This is a genomic window from Saccharomonospora marina XMU15 (genome assembly GCF_000244955.1).
Lineage (GTDB): Bacteria > Actinomycetota > Actinomycetes > Mycobacteriales > Pseudonocardiaceae > Saccharomonospora_A > Saccharomonospora_A marina.
On record NZ_CM001439.1, the window covers coordinates 1,268,162 to 1,284,550 of the forward strand.

At 68.9% G+C, this 16,389-nt stretch carries 13 protein-coding genes and 1 riboswitch; of the genes, 4 read left to right on the plus strand and 9 right to left on the minus strand.

The window, feature by feature from the left end:
- The first annotated feature begins 28 nt into the window (after window positions 1-28).
- Window positions 29-964 (plus strand): cobalamin biosynthesis protein, encoded by a 936-nt coding sequence (locus SACMADRAFT_RS06000; protein WP_009152896.1) that lies wholly within the window; start codon window positions 29-31, stop codon window positions 962-964.
- On the opposite strand, the gene SACMADRAFT_RS06005 is transcribed toward SACMADRAFT_RS06000, so the two are convergent.
- From SACMADRAFT_RS06005 to gltB, 5 genes are all read right to left on the minus strand, one after another.
- The gene (locus SACMADRAFT_RS06005) at window positions 955-1,695 is read right to left on the minus strand and encodes a CbtA family protein (RefSeq protein WP_009152897.1); all 741 of its coding nucleotides are present in this window, start codon (window positions 1,693-1,695) and stop codon (window positions 955-957) included. The genes SACMADRAFT_RS06000 and SACMADRAFT_RS06005 overlap by 10 nt on opposite strands.
- 12 nt (window positions 1,696-1,707) lie before the next feature.
- Window positions 1,708-1,923: a CbtB domain-containing protein gene (locus SACMADRAFT_RS06010; protein ID WP_009152898.1), complete on the minus strand. Its 216-nt coding sequence runs from the start codon at window positions 1,921-1,923 to the stop codon at window positions 1,708-1,710.
- 36 nt (window positions 1,924-1,959) lie between these two features.
- Window positions 1,960-2,084: riboswitch (cobalamin riboswitch) on the minus strand.
- 136 nt (window positions 2,085-2,220) lie between these two features.
- On the minus strand, window positions 2,221-2,376 hold the full coding sequence (locus tag SACMADRAFT_RS30290) for a hypothetical protein (RefSeq protein ID WP_198285935.1): 156 nt from the start codon (window positions 2,374-2,376) through the stop codon (window positions 2,221-2,223).
- Window positions 2,377-2,607: 231 nt separating this feature from the next.
- On the minus strand, window positions 2,608-4,059 hold the full coding sequence (locus SACMADRAFT_RS06015) for a glutamate synthase subunit beta (protein ID WP_009152899.1): 1,452 nt from the start codon (window positions 4,057-4,059) through the stop codon (window positions 2,608-2,610).
- Window positions 4,052-8,584: a glutamate synthase large subunit gene (gltB, locus tag SACMADRAFT_RS06020; protein ID WP_009152900.1), complete on the minus strand. Its 4,533-nt coding sequence runs from the start codon at window positions 8,582-8,584 to the stop codon at window positions 4,052-4,054. Before gltB ends, SACMADRAFT_RS06015 begins: the two co-directional genes overlap by 8 nt.
- Before the next feature lie 425 nt (window positions 8,585-9,009).
- On the opposite strand from gltB, the gene SACMADRAFT_RS06025 reads away from it, so the two are divergent.
- Window positions 9,010-10,188 (plus strand): acyl-CoA dehydrogenase family protein, encoded by a 1,179-nt coding sequence (locus SACMADRAFT_RS06025; protein ID WP_009152901.1) that lies wholly within the window; start codon window positions 9,010-9,012, stop codon window positions 10,186-10,188.
- A 6-nt stretch (window positions 10,189-10,194) separates the two neighbouring features.
- On the opposite strand, the gene SACMADRAFT_RS06030 is transcribed toward SACMADRAFT_RS06025, so the two are convergent.
- The 3 genes from SACMADRAFT_RS06030 to SACMADRAFT_RS06040 all read right to left on the minus strand — a co-directional run bounded on the left by SACMADRAFT_RS06030 (window position 10,195) and on the right by SACMADRAFT_RS06040 (window position 14,219).
- Window positions 10,195-10,467, minus strand: coding sequence for a YjhX family toxin (locus tag SACMADRAFT_RS06030; protein WP_009152902.1), 273 nt, complete (start codon window positions 10,465-10,467; stop codon window positions 10,195-10,197).
- Window positions 10,468-10,567: 100 nt separating this feature from the next.
- Window positions 10,568-11,350 (minus strand): 2-keto-4-pentenoate hydratase, encoded by a 783-nt coding sequence (locus SACMADRAFT_RS06035; RefSeq protein WP_009152903.1) that lies wholly within the window; start codon window positions 11,348-11,350, stop codon window positions 10,568-10,570.
- 49 nt (window positions 11,351-11,399) lie between these two features.
- Window positions 11,400-14,219, minus strand: a complete 2,820-nt coding sequence (locus SACMADRAFT_RS06040; RefSeq protein WP_009152904.1) for an FAD-binding and (Fe-S)-binding domain-containing protein — start codon at window positions 14,217-14,219, stop codon at window positions 11,400-11,402.
- A 294-nt stretch (window positions 14,220-14,513) separates the two neighbouring features.
- On the opposite strand from SACMADRAFT_RS06040, the gene SACMADRAFT_RS31255 reads away from it, so the two are divergent.
- The gene (locus tag SACMADRAFT_RS31255; protein ID WP_332307223.1) at window positions 14,514-15,188 is read left to right on the plus strand and encodes a hypothetical protein; all 675 of its coding nucleotides are present in this window, start codon (window positions 14,514-14,516) and stop codon (window positions 15,186-15,188) included.
- Window positions 15,073-15,615, plus strand: a complete 543-nt coding sequence (locus SACMADRAFT_RS06050; protein WP_332307213.1) for a DUF3558 domain-containing protein — start codon at window positions 15,073-15,075, stop codon at window positions 15,613-15,615. The genes SACMADRAFT_RS31255 and SACMADRAFT_RS06050 overlap by 116 nt, the downstream gene beginning before the upstream one ends.
- A gap of 37 nt (window positions 15,616-15,652) precedes the next feature.
- Here the strand turns inward: SACMADRAFT_RS06050 and SACMADRAFT_RS06055 are convergent, their stop codons facing one another.
- Window positions 15,653-16,360 carry a GntR family transcriptional regulator gene (locus tag SACMADRAFT_RS06055; RefSeq protein WP_009152906.1) on the minus strand — a complete coding sequence of 236 codons (708 nt, stop codon included), beginning with the start codon at window positions 16,358-16,360 and terminating at the stop codon, window positions 15,653-15,655.
- Window positions 16,361-16,389: the final 29 nt, after the last annotated feature.

The window sequence follows — 16,389 nt, forward strand, 5'->3', positions numbered from 1 at the left end:
TTCTTGCCCACCGGCTAGGGTTCGCGCTGTGATCCTTCCTCGTCGCGCCACCGCTGCCGGAATCGTCGCAGGCCACGCCGCTGACGCGATTTTCGGTGACCCGCGTCGCGGGCACCCGGTCGCCTGCTTCGGCACGCTCGCCGCGGCGCTGGAGCAGCGGGTGTGGTCGGACTCGCGCGGCAGCGGCGCCGGCTACGCGGCCGCATGCGTCGGCGCGGCCGTGGGCGTGGGAACGGCATTGCAAGCGGTCACGGCGCGTCACCCGCTCGCACGGTTGGTCACCACGGCGGTCGCGACCTGGGCCGTGCTGGGTGCGCGGGGCCTCGCGCGGGAAGGCGAGGTCATGGCGCAGTTGCTGGAGTCGGGGCGGATCGACGCCGCCCGAGCACGCCTTTCCCACCTCTGTGGCCGCGACGCGACCGGCCTCGGCAGCAGCGAGCTTGCCCGCGCGGCGACCGAGTCGATAGCGGAGAACACCTCCGACGCGGTCGTCGCCCCGCTGCTGTGGGGCGGGCTGGCCGGCATACCCGGCCTGCTCGGCTACCGGGCGCTCAACACTCTCGACGCTATGGTGGGGCATCGCTCTCCTCGCTACGAGCGGTTCGGCTGGGCCGCCGCGCGGGCCGACGACATCGCCAACCTGGTGCCCGCGCGGCTGAGCGCGGCTGCCGCCGTGGTGTCGGCTCGACTGGTCGGCGGCAACGCGGGCGGGGCGTTGCGGGCGTGGCGGCGCGACGCGGGCAAGCACCCGAGCCCCAACGCGGGGCAGGTCGAGGCGGCGTTCGCGGGTGCGCTGGGGGTCCGACTCGGCGGCAGCAACCGGTACGGCGACCGGGTGGAGCACCGTGGCACGCTCGGCGACGGTCCGGCACCCGGGCCACAGGAACTGCGCAGGGCCGTACGGCTGTCGCGGCTGGTCGGGCTGGCGGCGCTGGCGCTGGCCGCGTCGGCGCGCTATCGCTGACCCGCCGGTGTTCGCACTCGCAGCACCCGATCGGCGAGCGTGCCGAACACGATTCCGAGCGCACTCCACAGCAGCAGTTGGGTGCCCAGTGACGCCACCCGGAACTCCCACAGCGTCGCGCCGGGGAAACCACCGGGGATCTCGTCGATTACCGGAAGCAGCGCCGCGGCCGTCGCGGTCACCGCGAGGTATCCGGCGGTCGCCAGCAACAGCGCCGAGGTCGCGCTGACCCGCCGCGCGAGCGCGCGACCCGCCACAACGGCGACGATCGCGGCCGCCACGGACAGCGCGACGAACCCGAAGTACAGGCCGGTCCGCTCGCCGATCGTGCCCGCCTGACCCACCGCGGGTGGGTTCGCCGGGTACTTCAGGAACGGAACCAGCACCACCACCACGAACGTGCCCGCGGCCAGCAGCGCGGCCGACACCCGCGGCGGCAGTGTGGTGATGCGGCCGTGCAGCAGCGCGAAGGCTATGGCGAACAGCCCGCCGACGGCGACGCCGTAGCCTGCGGTGCCGGCCAGCAGCCCCAGCGTGCTCTGCACGGTGCGGCTCACCGCCGCGTTCTCGGTGTGCGTATGCGCGGCACCGCCGGTGTCGTGATGCCGCGCGGATTCCTCGAGTGCGATCGCGGCCTCGACGGACGGTTCGGCGAAGACGTAGGCGAAAACCGCCGCGAGCGCACCGGCGACAAGGCCCGCGAGCATGCCGCGGACCAGCAGGGTCCTCATCAGCTTTTCCGGTCAGTGACAGGGGAAAGCCAGCAGGTGCCGACCGTCGTGCAGGAACTCGTGCACGAGGCCGTCGCTGGACAGCAACTCCACCGCGCCCGCCTCGGTACTGACGAAGTAAAGGACGGCCAGCGCGAGGACGCCGACGAAGACCGCCCAGGGCAGGATCTCCCGCAGCGGGATCGAGATGTGGATGGGACGGGGTGCGGCGACACTCGCCTGCGACATCGAAACCTCCTCGGGCTTGACGCGGCCCACTTGGAACGGTTGCGACAGCGCCGGGTCTGACTCCCGGGTCGGGGCAACCGACCCGGATACAGTGGCGCGACCGTGCCGGGTTCTCACCGGCTTCCAGCCGCTGTCGCGTAACTCGTCGAAGGCTACGGTGGTCTGGACAGCAACGTCAACGTGACCGAGTTCTCGACCATCCGGTGGTTGTGTCGGCTACGGCCTTGCCGTCGCGGAACAGGGTTGCTTCTCAAGGTAGGTTGGCGCCGCGGTGCCGGATGAAGCTCGTGATCCTCCTCAGCTCCAATGTGTCGAGGAGAGCAGATCGGTGGTTTCGATCGGCGGTAGGCCGTCGTCGAGTTCGCGTAGCCGCTTGTAGCTGTCGCGCATCGCCGCTCGGTCCGGAACGTGCTCGCCGCCGGCCGCGCGTGCCAGTACCGTCATTGTGCTCACAAGCCTGATCGTTCCTACCGCACGCGCCCGCCGGCTTGGAGTCGGCCAGTCTCGGCGTGGTGAACGCCATCCACTCCTGTTCGGTGGCCGTATCGATGTATTCGGCATGATGCAGGTTGATAGTGGCGAGTTGGGCCGAGACCGGAAACGCTGCACCACATCGGAGGAAGCAGCGGCAGTAGCCGGGCACGGGTGTTCAGCGGGCCTGCCGACCCGCTGAACACCCGCCGGTCAGGAGATCGGACGGTCGGTCGGCGCGATCGGTGCGGGAAGCACGTCCCGGCCGGTGAGGTAGGCGTCGGCCCCGGCCGCGGCGGAACGACCCTCCGCGATCGCCCACACGATCAGCGACTGACCCCTGCCCATGTCGCCTGCCACGAACACCTTGTCGACACTCGTCTGGTACGAGGCGTCCCTTGCCACGTTGCCCCGCTCGTCGAGCTCGACGCCGAGCTGCTCCAGCAGGCCCTCACGTTGCGGGCCGACGAAGCCCATCGCCAGCAGCACCAGCTGGGCGGGCAGTTCGCGTTCGGTGCCCTCGACAGGAACGAACTTCCCGCCCTCGTTGCGGACCTCCACGAGCTGCAGTGCCCGCAGGTTGCCGTCGGAGTCCGCGAGGAACTCCTGGGTGTTCACCGAGTAGAGCCGCTCGCCGCCCTCCTCGTGCGCCGAGGAAACCCGGTAGATCATCGGGTACGTCGGCCACGGGTGCGCGTCCGAACGCGACTGCGGTGGCCTCGGCATGATCTCCAACTGGGTCACCGACCGCGCACCCTGCCGGTGCGCGGTACCGACACAGTCGGCACCGGTGTCGCCACCGCCGATCACCACGACGTCCTTACCGGCCGCGTCGATCGGGGTCTGTGCCAGCTTCCCGCTGGCGACCCGGTTGGCGAACGGCAGGTACTCCATGGCCTGGTGCACGCCGGGCAGGTCCCTGCCGGGCACCGGCAGGTCACGCCATGCGGTGGCACCACCGGCGAGCACCACAGCGTCGTACTCCGAAAGCAGTTGCTCGGCCGTGACGTCCACCCCGACGTTGACCCCGGCTCTGAACTCGGTGCCCTCCGCCCGCATCTGCTCCAGCCGCCGGTCGAGGCGGTACTTCTCCATCTTGAACTCGGGGATGCCGTAGCGCAGCAGCCCACCGACCGCGTCCGCCCGCTCGAACACCACGACGTCGTGTCCGGAGCGGGTGAGCTGTTGCGCGGCCGCGAGTCCCGCTGGGCCGGAGCCCACAACCGCGACCTTCTTGCCAGTCTTGGTCACGGGTGGCTGCGGGGTCACCCAGCCTTCTTCCCAGGCCCGGTCGATGATCGAGATCTCGACCCGCTTGATGGTCACCGGGTCGTCGTTGATGCCGAGCACGCAGGCGGTCTCACACGGCGCCGGACACAGCGTTCCGGTGAACTCGGGGAAGTTGTTCGTGGCATGCAGCCGCTCGATCGCGGCCTGCCAGTCCTCCCGCCACGTCAGCGTATTCCACTCCGGAATCAGGTTGCCCAGCGGGCAGCCCTGATGACAGAACGGGATACCGCAGTCCATGCAGCGGCCCGCCTGCTTGGTGAGCTTCGACTGCTCGAAATCCTCGTAGACCTCGCGCCAGTCCTTGATCCGCACGTCCACGGGGCGAGACTTCGGCGTCTCCCTGGGTGTGGTGAGAAAGCCCTTGGGGTCAGCCATGTGCCGCCTCCATGATCGCTTCGTTGACGTCCCTTCCCTCGCGCTCCGCCGCGGCCTGTGCCCGCAGCACGCGCTTGAAGTCCTTCGGCATGACCTTGCCGAACCTCGGCAGCGCCAGGTCCCAGTCGGTCAGCAGCGCGTGCGCCACCGCCGAGGAGGTCTCGTCGTAGTGCCGCTCCACGACCTCGCGCAGGAACTGTGCGTCGGTCTCGTCCAACTCGTCGAGGTCCACCATCTCCTGGTTGACCCGGACCGGATCGAGATCCAGCACGTAGGCGATACCGCCGGACATACCGGCGGCGAAGTTGCGCCCGGTCGGCCCGAGCACCACCACCCTGCCGCCGGTCATGTACTCGCAGCCGTGGTCACCGACACCCTCGACCACCGCCAGCGCTCCGGAGTTGCGCACACAGAACCGTTCGCCGACCTTGCCACGCAGGAAGACCTCGCCGCCGGTGGCCCCGTAGCAGATCACGTTGCCCGCGATGATGTGCTCCTCAGCGGCGAAGCGGGCCTCCAGCGGAGGGCGCACGGTGATCCGGCCACCGGAAAGGCCCTTGCCGACGTAGTCGTTGCCGTCGCCCACCAGCCGCAGCGTGATGCCCTTCGGCAGGAACGCGCCGAACGACTGCCCCGCTGTGCCGGTGAAGGTGATGTCGATGGTGTCGTCGGGAAGGCCGTCGCCGCCCCAGCGCTTGGTCAACTCGGAGCCGAGCATGGTGCCGACCGTGCGGTTGACGTTTCGCACCGGCAACTCCAGCCGCACCTTGTCGCCCGAGCTGAGCGCGCCCTCGGCCAGCTGGATGAGCGTGTTGTCCAGCGCCTTGTCCAGACCGTGATCCTGCGCGACCACCTGGTGGCGTGCCGCCCTCGGTTCCAGTTCGGGTACATGGAAGATCGGGGACAAATCCAGCCCCGAGGCCTTCCAGTGCTCAACCGCCTTGCGGGTGTCCAGCAGTTCGGCGTGGCCGACGGCCTCGGCGACCGAACGGAAGCCGAGCCTTGCCAGGTACTCGCGCACCTCCTGGGCGACGAACTCGAAGAAGTTCACCACGTACTCGGCCTTGCCGCTGAACTTGGCCCGCAGCTTCGGGTTCTGCGTAGCCACGCCCACCGGGCAGGTGTCCAGATGGCACACCCGCATCATGATGCAGCCGGAAACCACCAGCGGGGCGGTGGCGAAACCGAACTCCTCCGCACCCAGCAGCGCGGCGATGACGACGTCGCGGCCGGTCTTGAGCTGACCGTCGGTCTGCACCACGATCCGGTCACGCAACCGGTTGGCCAGCAGCGTCTGCTGCGTTTCGGCCAGCCCGAGCTCCCATGGGCCGCCCGCATGCTTGATCGAGGACAGCGGGGAGGCTCCCGTGCCGCCGTCGTGGCCGGAGATGAGCACCACGTCGGCGTGCGCCTTCGACACCCCAGCGGCCACGGTGCCGACACCGACCTCGGACACCAGCTTCACGTGGATGCGTGCGGCCGGGTTGGCGTTCTTGAGGTCGTGGATGAGCTGAGCCAGATCCTCGATCGAGTAGATGTCGTGGTGCGGCGGCGGCGAGATCAGCCCAACACCCGGCGTGGAGAAGCGGGTCTTGGCGATCCAGGGGTACACCTTGCTGCCGGGCAACTGGCCGCCCTCGCCCGGCTTGGCGCCCTGCGCCATCTTGATCTGGATGTCGTCGGCATTGACAAGGTACTCGCTGGTGACACCGAACCGGCCGCTCGCCACCTGCTTCACGGCACTGCGCCGCTGCGGGTCGTACAGCCGCTCCGGGTCCTCACCGCCCTCACCGGTGTTGGACTTGCCACCGAGCCGGTTCATCGCGATGGCCAGCGTCTGGTGCATCTCCTCCGAGATCGAGCCGTAGGAGATGGCGCCGGTGGCGAACCGCTTCACGATCTCCGATACCGGCTCCACCTCCTCGATCGGTACCGGTGGGCGCTCGCCTTCCTTGAGGTCGAACAGCCCGCGCAGTGTCATCAGCCGCTGCGCCTGGTCGTCCACCGCCTTGGTGTACTCCTTGAAGATCTCGTACCTGCCGGTGCGGGTGGAGTGCTGCAGCTTGAACACCGTCTGCGGGTTGAACAGGTGCGGCTCGCCCTCACGCCGCCACTGGTAGTCACCGCCGGTCTCCAGCTCCCTGTGGTTGGGGCGGATGCCGTCGGCAGGGAACGCACGCCGGTGTCGCCGCGCGGCCTCTTCGGCGAGGGTGTCGAAGCCGACCCCGCCCAACCGCGAGGTGGTGCCGGTGAAGCAGGTGTCGATGACCTCCTCGCCGAGGCCGATCGCCTCGAAGATCTGCGCGCCGGTGTAGGAGGCGACGGTGGAAACACCCATCTTCGACATGGTCTTGCGCACGCCCTTGCCGAGCGCCTTGATGAGGTTGCGGGTGGCTTCCTTCGCCGTGACGCCGGGAATGCGTCGCTGCTCGGCCATCTCCTCCACGGTGGCCATGGCGAGATAGGGGTTCACCGCCGCCGCGCCGTAGCCGATGAGCAGCGCGATGTGGTGCACCTCGCGGGCGTCGCCCGCCTCCACCACGAGCCCCACCTGGGTGCGGCTCTTCTCCCTGACCAGGTGGTGGTGAACCGCGCCCGTCAGCAGCAGCGACGGAATCGCCGCGTGCTCGGCATCCACCCCGCGGTCGGAGAGCACGATCAGCCGTGCGCCGCCCGCGATCGCCTCGGAAACCTCGGCGCGAATCTCCTCGAGCCTGCGCAACAGCGCCTGGCCGCCGCCCGCGACCTCGTAGGTGCCGTGCACCGTGTAGGACTGGAACTCCGGCAGGTCACCGTCGTCGTTGACGTGCACGAGCTTGGCCAGCTCGTCGTTGTCGAGCACAGGGAACGGCAGCACGATCTTGCGGCAGTGCTGCGGTCCCGCATCGAGCAGGTTGGGCTCGGAACCGAGCTGCGCGCCAAGCGCCGTCACCAGTTCCTCGCGGATGGCGTCCAGCGGCGGGTTGGTGACCTGGGCGAACAGCTGGGTGAAGTAGTCGAACAGCTGCCTCGGCCCGCTGGAAAGCGGAGCGAGCGGGGAATCGTTGCCCATCGAGCCGATCGGCTCCGCGCCGGTGCGTGCCATCGGCTCCAGCAGGACGTCCAGCTCCTCCTCGGTGTAGCCGAACGCCTGCTGCCTGCGTACCAGCGAGGAGTGGGTCGGCACCTCGCGCTCCCGCTCCGGCAGGTCGTCCAGCCGCAGCATCCCCGACTTCAGCCACTCCGCGTACGGGTGCTGCGCGGCCAGTTCGCCCTTGATCTCCTCGTCGTCGATGATGCGGCCCTCGCCGGTGTCGACGAGGAACATCCGGCCCGGCTCCAGCCTGCCCTTGCGGATGATCGTGGACTGGTCGATGTCCAGTACGCCGACCTCGCTGGCGAGCACCACGAGGCCGTCCTCGGTGACCCAGTACCTCGCAGGGCGCAGCCCGTTGCGGTCGAGCACCGCGCCGATCTGCGTACCGTCGGTGAAGGCGATCAGCGCGGGCCCGTCCCACGGCTCCATGAGCGTGGAGTGGAACTCGTAGAACGCCCGCCGCGCGGCGTCCATCTCGCCGTGGTTCTCCCACGCCTCCGGGATCATCATCAACACCGCGTGCGGCAGTGAACGGCCGCCGAGGTGCAGCAGTTCCAGCACCTCGTCGAAGGAGGCCGAGTCGCTGGCGTCGCGGGTGATGATCGGGTACAGCCTGCGGAGGTCACCGGGAATGAGTCCGGTGGACAGCTGCGACTCGCGCGCGTCCATCCAGTTCCGGTTGCCCTTCAGCGTGTTGATCTCGCCGTTGTGCGCCACGTAGCGGTAGGGGTGCGCCAGCGGCCAGGAAGGGAACGTGTTGGTCGAGAAGCGGGAGTGGACCAGTCCGATCGCGCTGGTCACGCGCTCGTCGGTGAGGTCGGGGAAGAACCGCTCCACCTGCGGCTCGGTGAGCATTCCCTTGTAGACGATGGTGCGCGAGGAGAGGCTGGGGAAGTACACCTGTTGCTCCTGCAGCGCGTGCTCGGCACGCTTGCGCACGCAGAAGGCGGCCCGCTCCAGCGCGAGCCCGGTGAGCTCGTCGCGCCTGGGGGCAAGGAAGAGCTGCGCGAAGTACGGCATCGTGGTCGCGGCCGTCGGGCCCACGTGCTCGGTGTCGACCGGCAACTCGCGCCAGCCGAGGATGCGCATGCCCTCCTCCGCGGCGATGCGCTCGACGGTCGACATGGCCTTGCCCCTGGCCTGCTCGTCGACCGGCAGGAACGCGGTGCCCACGGCGTATGCGCCCGCCTCGGGCAGCGTGAAGTCGACGACCTCACGCAGGAACGCGTCCGGGATCTGGATCAGGATTCCGGCGCCGTCGCCGGTCTCGGGCTCGGCGCCGCGGGCCCCCCGGTGTTCCAGGTTGCGCAGGGCGACCAGCGCCTTACGAACGATCTCGTGATCTTTGCGGCCCGCGAGGTCGGCGACGAAGGCTACGCCACAGGCGTCGTGCTCGTACTGCTCGTCGTACAAGCCCGTGTTCGGCTTGTGCGGTGCGTGGCGGGTCACGGCTTGCCGCCCTCCTATGGCTCGGCACGACCGGGCCGGGCTGCCAGCGGGCGGGAAGTACTCCCGCCTGCTAACGGTCCGGCCCGATACTGCGATGGTCAGTCAGGGAAAGGTCGATGGCGTTCAGCCCGCAATGGGCCCGCACATCGCCTGTGACCACACGACGTTGTGCGGCTCGCGTTGAGCACCGCGCTGCCCGGTACAGCCCACGGGGGTGTGGTGGCTGTTCCGGCGCGCGCCAATGACTCCCGGGTTCGCCGGTCTTATGACAGTAGTGTGAAATCGCGGTTATCGGGATGGTTGAGTGGTTGCGCGTGGCAAACAACACGTCAGGATTGACTAGTGACCCTGTGTCTGCCTTCCCGTAGTCGATTCCGTGACCAGCCATAACGATGCGTCACGGTTGTCGGGGTAGTGTCAGCCGCATGTCGGACAGTGCAGTTGACCCCCGGGATTTCCTCCGCATCGACGAGGGCTTGACGGGCGAGGAAAGCGACATCCGTGATGCCGTTCGCGAATACGCCCGCGTAGAACTACAACCACATGTTGCGAATTGGTATGAAACAGCAACATTGCCTGCGCGTGATCTGGCGAAGGGATTCGGCCGATTGGGCGTGCTGGGCATGCATCTTCAGGGCTACGGCTGCGCGGGCACCTCGTCCGTGGCCTACGGAATCGCTTGCCGGGAGCTGGAGGCGGTGGACTCCGGGCTGCGAAGCTTCGTTTCGGTACAGGGCTCGCTGGCGATGTACGCCATTCACCGGTGGGGCAGCGAGCAGCAGCGCGAGCAGTGGCTGCCGAAGCTGGCGGCGGGTGAGGCGCTGGGGTGCTTCGGCCTGACCGAGCCCGACGCGGGTAGCGACCCGGCCTCCATGCGAACGAGGGCTCGCCGCGACGGGTCGGACTGGGTGCTCGACGGGACCAAGATGTGGATCACCAACGGCACCGTGGCCGACGTCGCAGTGGTGTGGGCGCGGACGGAGGAGGGGATACGCGGGTTCGTCGTACCGACCGACACACCTGGTTTCACCGCGAACGAGGTGAAGCACAAGCTGTCCCTGCGTGCCTCACTGACGGCCGAACTCGTGCTCGACGGGGTCCGGTTGCCCGCCGATGCCGCATTCCCGGAGGTGCGCGGCCTGCGCGGCCCGCTGTCATGCCTGAACGAGGCCAGGTTCGGCATCGTGTTCGGCGTGGTGGGCGCGGCAAGGACCTGCTACGAAACGGCCCTTGAGTACACGATCTCCCGCGAGCAATTCGGTCGTCCGCTCGCCGGCTACCAGCTCACCCAGCGAAAGTTGGCCGACCTGCTGGTGGAAGTGAACCGGGCCGGACTGGTCGCGCTGCAACTGGGCAGGCTCAAGGACGCGGGCACGCTGCACCACAGTCAGGTCAGCCTCGGCAAGCTGGCGAATGTTCGCGCGGCGCTGGAGGTAGCTCGCACGGCGAGATCGATGCTGGGTGCGAACGGGATCTCGCTGGAGTATCCCGTGATGCGGCACATGGCCAACCTGGAGACGGTGCTCACCTACGAGGGCACGGAGGAGATGCACGCACTTTCGCTCGGGCAGGCGGTGACGGGGATCTCCGCCTTCCGATCGTGAGCGGGCTCAGACGCTCACCAGCGCGCTGAGCGCTCGTTTGCCCGCGTCGGTGAGTACGGCCGGTACGCGCTCACCGGGCCGCCCCGCGTGGGCGGGCGCGATGAGCCCGTCCCGGGCGAGGCGGTGAGCCGTGGCCTGGTCGCAGCAGGCCAGTCCATCCAGGAACAAGTCGGGTTCGCAGCTACAGGTGATTTCCGCGCCACCCTGTGCTACGGCGTGCAGGGTGGCGCGCTCCCGGTAATTCAGATCAGAGTCGGTGTCCTGCGGCATCGAAGGCATTCCAGCCCCCTACGTCTTGCTGCCCGGTCCTATACCGGCTGGTTGCCCCTCATGCAACCCCAAAACACCGGGATTTTCCTCTCAACTTGTGCGAAATGTCTCACACTGCTGCCGCGAAGGTCGCGGTGACAGTACCGAGTTCGGCCATGTTGGCCACCACCGAATCGCCAGGCTTCACCGGAAATGCCCTGGTCATGGAGCCGGGCAGCACCACGTGGCCCGGCTCAAGCCGTACCCCGAGCGGTCCGACGGTGTTGGCCAGCCACACCAGCGCGTTCAGCGGCGAGCCCAGCACCGCGGCGCCGGCGCCGGTGGCGATGAGCTCACCGTCGGAGTGCAGCGTGCACCCCACCAGCCGCAGGTCCACCGCCGACAGCAGGGTCGGTTTGCTGCCCAGTACGACCCCTCCGGAGGAGGCGTTGTCGGCGATGGTGTCCACGATGGAGATGTTCCAGTCGCGGATGCGCGAGTCCACGATCTCCAGCGCGGGCAGCACGAACTCCACCGCACGCACCGCGTCGGCCACCGTGACGCCAGGACCCTCCAGCGGACGGCCCAGCACGAAGGCGATCTCCGGTTCGATCCGGGGTTGCAGGAACGCCGAGGCGGGGATCGGCTGCTGCTCCAGGTGGAACATGCCGCTGAGCAGGTGCCCGTAGTCGGGTTGGTCGACGCCCATCTGCTCCTGCATCGCCGAGGACGAAAGCCCCACCTTGTGACCCTTGATCAGCTGTCCCGACGACGTCCAGTGCCGCACCTGTTCCTGCTGGATGCGGTAGGCGTCGGCGATGGTGGCCTCGGGGTCGGTCTCGATCACCGGTGCCGTCGGCTCGGCGTTCTCGTAGGCCTTCAGCAGCCGGGCGGCGACGTCCTGCACGTTCATGCCTGCACACTCCAGGCGCGGCACTGCCAGGGCAAGGCGGGCGTCCCGCTCAGCGGAACCCCTGATCGATGGCCGTGGCCAGCACCTGCGCCAGGTGCAGGGCCTTCCTGCCGGTGAGTTCGCCGATCTGGGTACGGCAGCTGAAGCCGTCGGCGAGTACCAGCGTGTCGGGTTCCGCGGCCGACACCTCCGGCACGAGGACCCGGTTCGCCGCGCCAACCGAGACCTCGTAGTGGCCCCGCTCCATCCCGAAGTTCCCGGCCAGGCCGCAGCACCCGGAGTCGAGCGTGCGGTTGCCGACACCGACTTCGCGCAACAGTTGCTCCTCGGCCGCGTTACCGAACACGGCGTGCTGGTGGCAGTGCTGCTGGGTGATCGCCGCGGTCGCGGGCAGCCGGGGGAACTGTACGCCGGGTGCCTCGCGCTTGAGGAATGCCCCGAGCGTGAGTGCGTCGAGGCTGTCGACGTCCAGCAGGTCGTGTACGTCGTGGCGAAGCACCGCGAGGCAACTGGGTTCGAGCCCCACGATGGGTGTGCCCGCGCGCAGTTCGGGCTCCAGCACCCGCAGCGTGCGGCGCAGCACGCGCCTCGCGACGTCGAGTTGCCCGGTGGAGATCCAGGTCAGCCCGCAGCACACCGACGAGCGGGGCAGCACGACGTCGAAACCGGCGTAGTCGAGTACCCGTGCGGCCGCGACTCCCACCTCCGGCGAGAAGAAGTTGGTGAAGGTGTCGGGCCACAGCATGACCCTGCGCCGGCCGGCCGGGCGGCGCGGCAGCCTGCGCAGCGCCCTGCGCAGGCTGACCCGGGAGAACGCGGGCAGTGAGCGCTCGGCGGCGATCCCACCCAGCCGCTTGACGAGCGCTGCTGTGCCGGTGGAGCGCAGTACCGCGTTGGCCGTTCCCGGCGCGGCGTGTGCCAGTCGTGCCCACAGCGGCAGGAAACCCAGCGAGTAGTGGCTGATCGGCCTGAGGCGGCCCGCGTAGTGCTGATGCAGGAACTCGGCCTTGTAGGAGGCCATGTCCACATTGACCGGACAGTCGGAAAGGCAGCCCTTGCACGCAAGGCAGAGATCGAGGGCATCGCGCACCTCGGTGGAACGCCAGCCGTCGGTGATCGTCTCGCCGCGCATCAGCTCGAACAGCAGGCGGGCACGGCCGCGGGTGGAGTGCTGTTCCGACCGGGTCACCATGTAGCTGGGGCACATCACGCCGGTGGAGGTGTCGATGCACTTGCCGACACCGACGCAACGACGGGTCGCCGTGGTGAGGCTGCCGTCGTCGTGCGGGTAGCGCAGTGTGGTCGGCAACGGCAGGACCGGTCCTTCGAAGCGCAGGTCGGCGTCCAGCGGCCGGGGCCGCACAAGGTTCCCGGGGTTGAGCAGGTCGCGAGGGTCCCAGATTTCCTTGAAAGCCTCGAACAGCCGCAGCAGCTCGGGGCTGTACATGCGCGGGAGCAGTTCAGCCCTGGCTTGCCCGTCGCCGTGCTCGCCAGACAGCGAGCCGCCGTGTGCCACGACAAGATCGGCGGCGTCGGTCATGAACGACCGGAAGGCCCGCCTGCCGCGTTCGGTGGTGAGTTCGAAGTCGATGCGCACGTGCACGCAGCCCTCGCCGAAGTGGCCGTAGGGGATGCCACGCAGCCCGTGCCTGGCCAGCAGTTCGCGGAAGCCACGCAGGTAGGAGCCGAGGTTCTCGGGCGGCACGGCCGCGTCCTCCCAGCCGGGCCAGGCTTCCGACCCGTCGGCCATGCGGGTTGCGATGCCGGCCGCGGCCTCCCGGATGGACCACAACTGGCGGGCCTGCGCGGGATCGGTGGCAACCGATGTGGTGGCACCGGTGCGCTGGGCTAGCGTGTCGGCGAGCTCGCGCGCCCTGCGCTGTGCCAGCTCCGCCGTCTCGTCCCCGACCTCGATGAACAGCCAGCCCCTTCCTTCGGGAAGGTTGTCGAGCGCGGCGGTTCTGCGGCCCCGCACCAGTAGGGCGTCGATCAGGTCGGCGCCCATGCCTTCCACGGTGAGGGGTCGCAGCGGCAGCACGCTCGGCACCGCGTCCGCGGCCGCGACGTCGTCGGCGTACCCGGCAACGACGAGCACCCGCGACGGTGGCGAGGGCACAAGCCGCACGGTGGCCTCGGTGAGCAGCACGCAGGTACCTTCAGTGCCCACCAGTGCCCTTGTGAGGTCGAATCCGTGTTCGGGCAGCAGCGCGTCGAGCGCGTACCCGGACACCCTGCGGGGCAGCGTGGGAAACCCGGTGCGCAGCAGCGCGAGGTTGTCGCTCGCCAGCGCCCGCAGTCCTTCGTGGATCTCGTCGGCCCTGCCGGTCAGTTCCTCGGGCGGGGTCGCCGTGTTGAACCGGGTGCCGTCGGCGGTGAGCACGTCGAGAGACACCACGTTGTCGGCCGTTCGACCCCATGCCACCGAGTGCGGGCCGCAGGCGTCGTTGCCGATCATGCCGCCCAGGGTGCAGCGGCTGTGCGTCGAGGGGTCCGGGCCGAAGGTCAGGCCGTGGGGCGCGGCGGCGGCACGCAGAGTGTCCAGCACGACACCGGGCTGCACCCTGGCGGTCCCACGTTCGGCATCGATCTCGAGCACCCGGTTGAGGTAGCGGCTGTAGTCCACGACGACGCCCTTGCCCAGCGCCTGACCGGCGATGCTGGTGCCCGCGCCGCGCGCGGTGATCGGTACGCCGTTGGCCGAGCACACCCGCACCGTCGCTTCGAGGTCAGCCACCGAGCGGGGAAACACCACCGCTTCGGGGACCTGGCGGTAGTTCGAGGCGTCCATGCTGTACATGGCTTGTGCGGCGGGCCCGCTGTCCACGTCGCCGGACACGGCGTCGGCGAGCTGAGCCAGGAAATCGGTCATCACGTGTCACCCGGGTCGGCAGTGTGGTCGGCAGCGGCACCAGCGTCCCCGTACGTTCGCCGTGCCGCCACCGGAGGGCGACGAGACCCGATCCCCGGCGGGGACCGGCGGCCCGACGGCCATGATCCCGCACGGGCGAACAGTGGCATGTAGCATTCCACTAGTCAAGCAGGGCTCGAAAGTCGGTACTACGGCAGGAGTCTGCGGGGTGGCGAGTTGGTGAAGTCGCCTTTCAGCTGGTGACTGTTTGGCTACACTGTGGCGCCGAGTGTCATGTGAAGTGGGGAGGCTTCGATGGCAGCGGGGGCGAACGGCGGAGCGGCTGACCGGGCGGCGGTGGCCGCGGCGCCGGGGGGTGCGGCGGTTTCCGGGGCGCTGGGGGTGTTCCACGACGCGAATTTCATTATTGACGGCAAGCCGTCCGGGCAGGGCTCGGGCGGTTTCACTTTGAGCAGGCAAGAAGCCGAGGCCGCGCTGGTCGAGGCACGCCAGATCGCCGACGACCTCGCCGACTTGGCGGAAGAAGCCGCGGAGCTCACGCAGACGCGGGCGCCGGCTGATGATCCGGCCAGTCAGGAGTTCAACCGGGTCGGTGTCGAGGCGTTCGAGAAGGGGGCCGCGCACGTGGCCGCGGAACGGGACTACTGGCTGAGTCTGGTGGGGGCGTTGGAGCGGGCGTTGGGATCGTGCAGCGCTTCGATGAGCAGGCAGGTCAGGAGATCGGCAGGTCGGGTGGCCAGGACACCACCGGCGGGGGTTACGTGTGATGAGGCGGGTTGTGGTGGTGCTGGCGGCGGGTTGCCTGCTCGGGGTGGTTGGTTGTGCGGCCGGGACGGGTGGCACGGCGGCGCCGGTGTCCGGGTCATCGGCAACGGAGTCCGCCGGTTCGTCGGTGGGTGGTTCCGGGTTGCCGCACAGCGGGGCGCCCGCGGTGGCCGATCCGTTGCCGGAGTCGGCGCTGGCGGGTGACCCGTGCCAGGCGTTGACGGAGCAGCAGGTCAAGGATGCGCTCGGTGACGGCGGCTCTCGGGATCGTGAGGGCGAGAACGCGGTCGGTCCGTTCTGTCGTTGGCACGACCTCGCGACCGGGGGTGGTGTCAGGCTCTCGTTCAGCGTCAAGACCAGGCAGGGCCTGAGCGCCTACTACGCGAACACGAGGCCGCAGATGGCCGTCTTTCGTGACGCGGGACCCATCGGGGGTTTTCCTGCGGTCGAGTACAAGACCAGCGAGAACGACGTCCTCTGCTCGGTGGCGGTGGGGCTTGCCGACGAGTACGCGCTGGATGTCGCGGTGACGTTGAGTCGCAGGAACGTGGGAAAGGTCGATTCGTGCGAGCCTGCGAAGACGATCGCGACGTGGGCTGTGGGGAATCTGAAGGTGAAGGCCGGAGGATAGCGCTGGACGGACAGGCGAACTGCTCGGGTGATGGCCCTCAGCCGGGGTAGTTCGTCCAGCCGAGGTCAAGCCGGGGCGGGTCCTCGCCGATGTCGGCGGCAGCCTGGCCGATGAGCAACTCGGCCGTATGCAGCAGGTGAGCCCGCATCGCCTCGGCCGCCTGCCCGGCCTTGCCGTCCGCGACGAACTCGAAGATCCTCTCGTGTTCGGCGAGGATGTCGGCCAGTCCCCGCGAACGGTCGACAGTTGAAGTGCCCCGCGACAGCACCATGTCCCGAAGCGAGTCGACGTAGCGCGCCAGCCGCGGGTTCCCGGAGGCAGTGTTGATGGTCTCGTGGAAGCACCGGTCGGCGGCCATGAACCCGGCCTCGTCGTGGTCCTCGGCGGCCGCGCGCATGTCCTCGAGGTGCCCGCGCAGTTCCTCGACCCAGCCCGACACGCGCTGACCGGTGGCCCGGTAGGTGGCAGGCACCTCCAACAGCAGCCGGATCGCGAAGACCTCCTCCAGGTCGTGCGCCGAGGTTCGCAGAATCCTGATGCCACGGTTGCGCTCGAACCGCACCATTCCGCGTTCGGAAAGCTGGATCAAAGCCTCCCGAACCGGTGTGCGCGACACCCCGAGGCGAGCGGCCAGATCGTGCACCGAGTACAGCTCGCCGGGCGCCAGCTCACCGCTGACAACGGCGGCCCTGAGCTCGTCGAAGACTGTCCTCGAGAGATTTCTCTCGGTGTCGATCTGCCGCATCGGGCCATCTTCGCACGTCGGCGCACCGC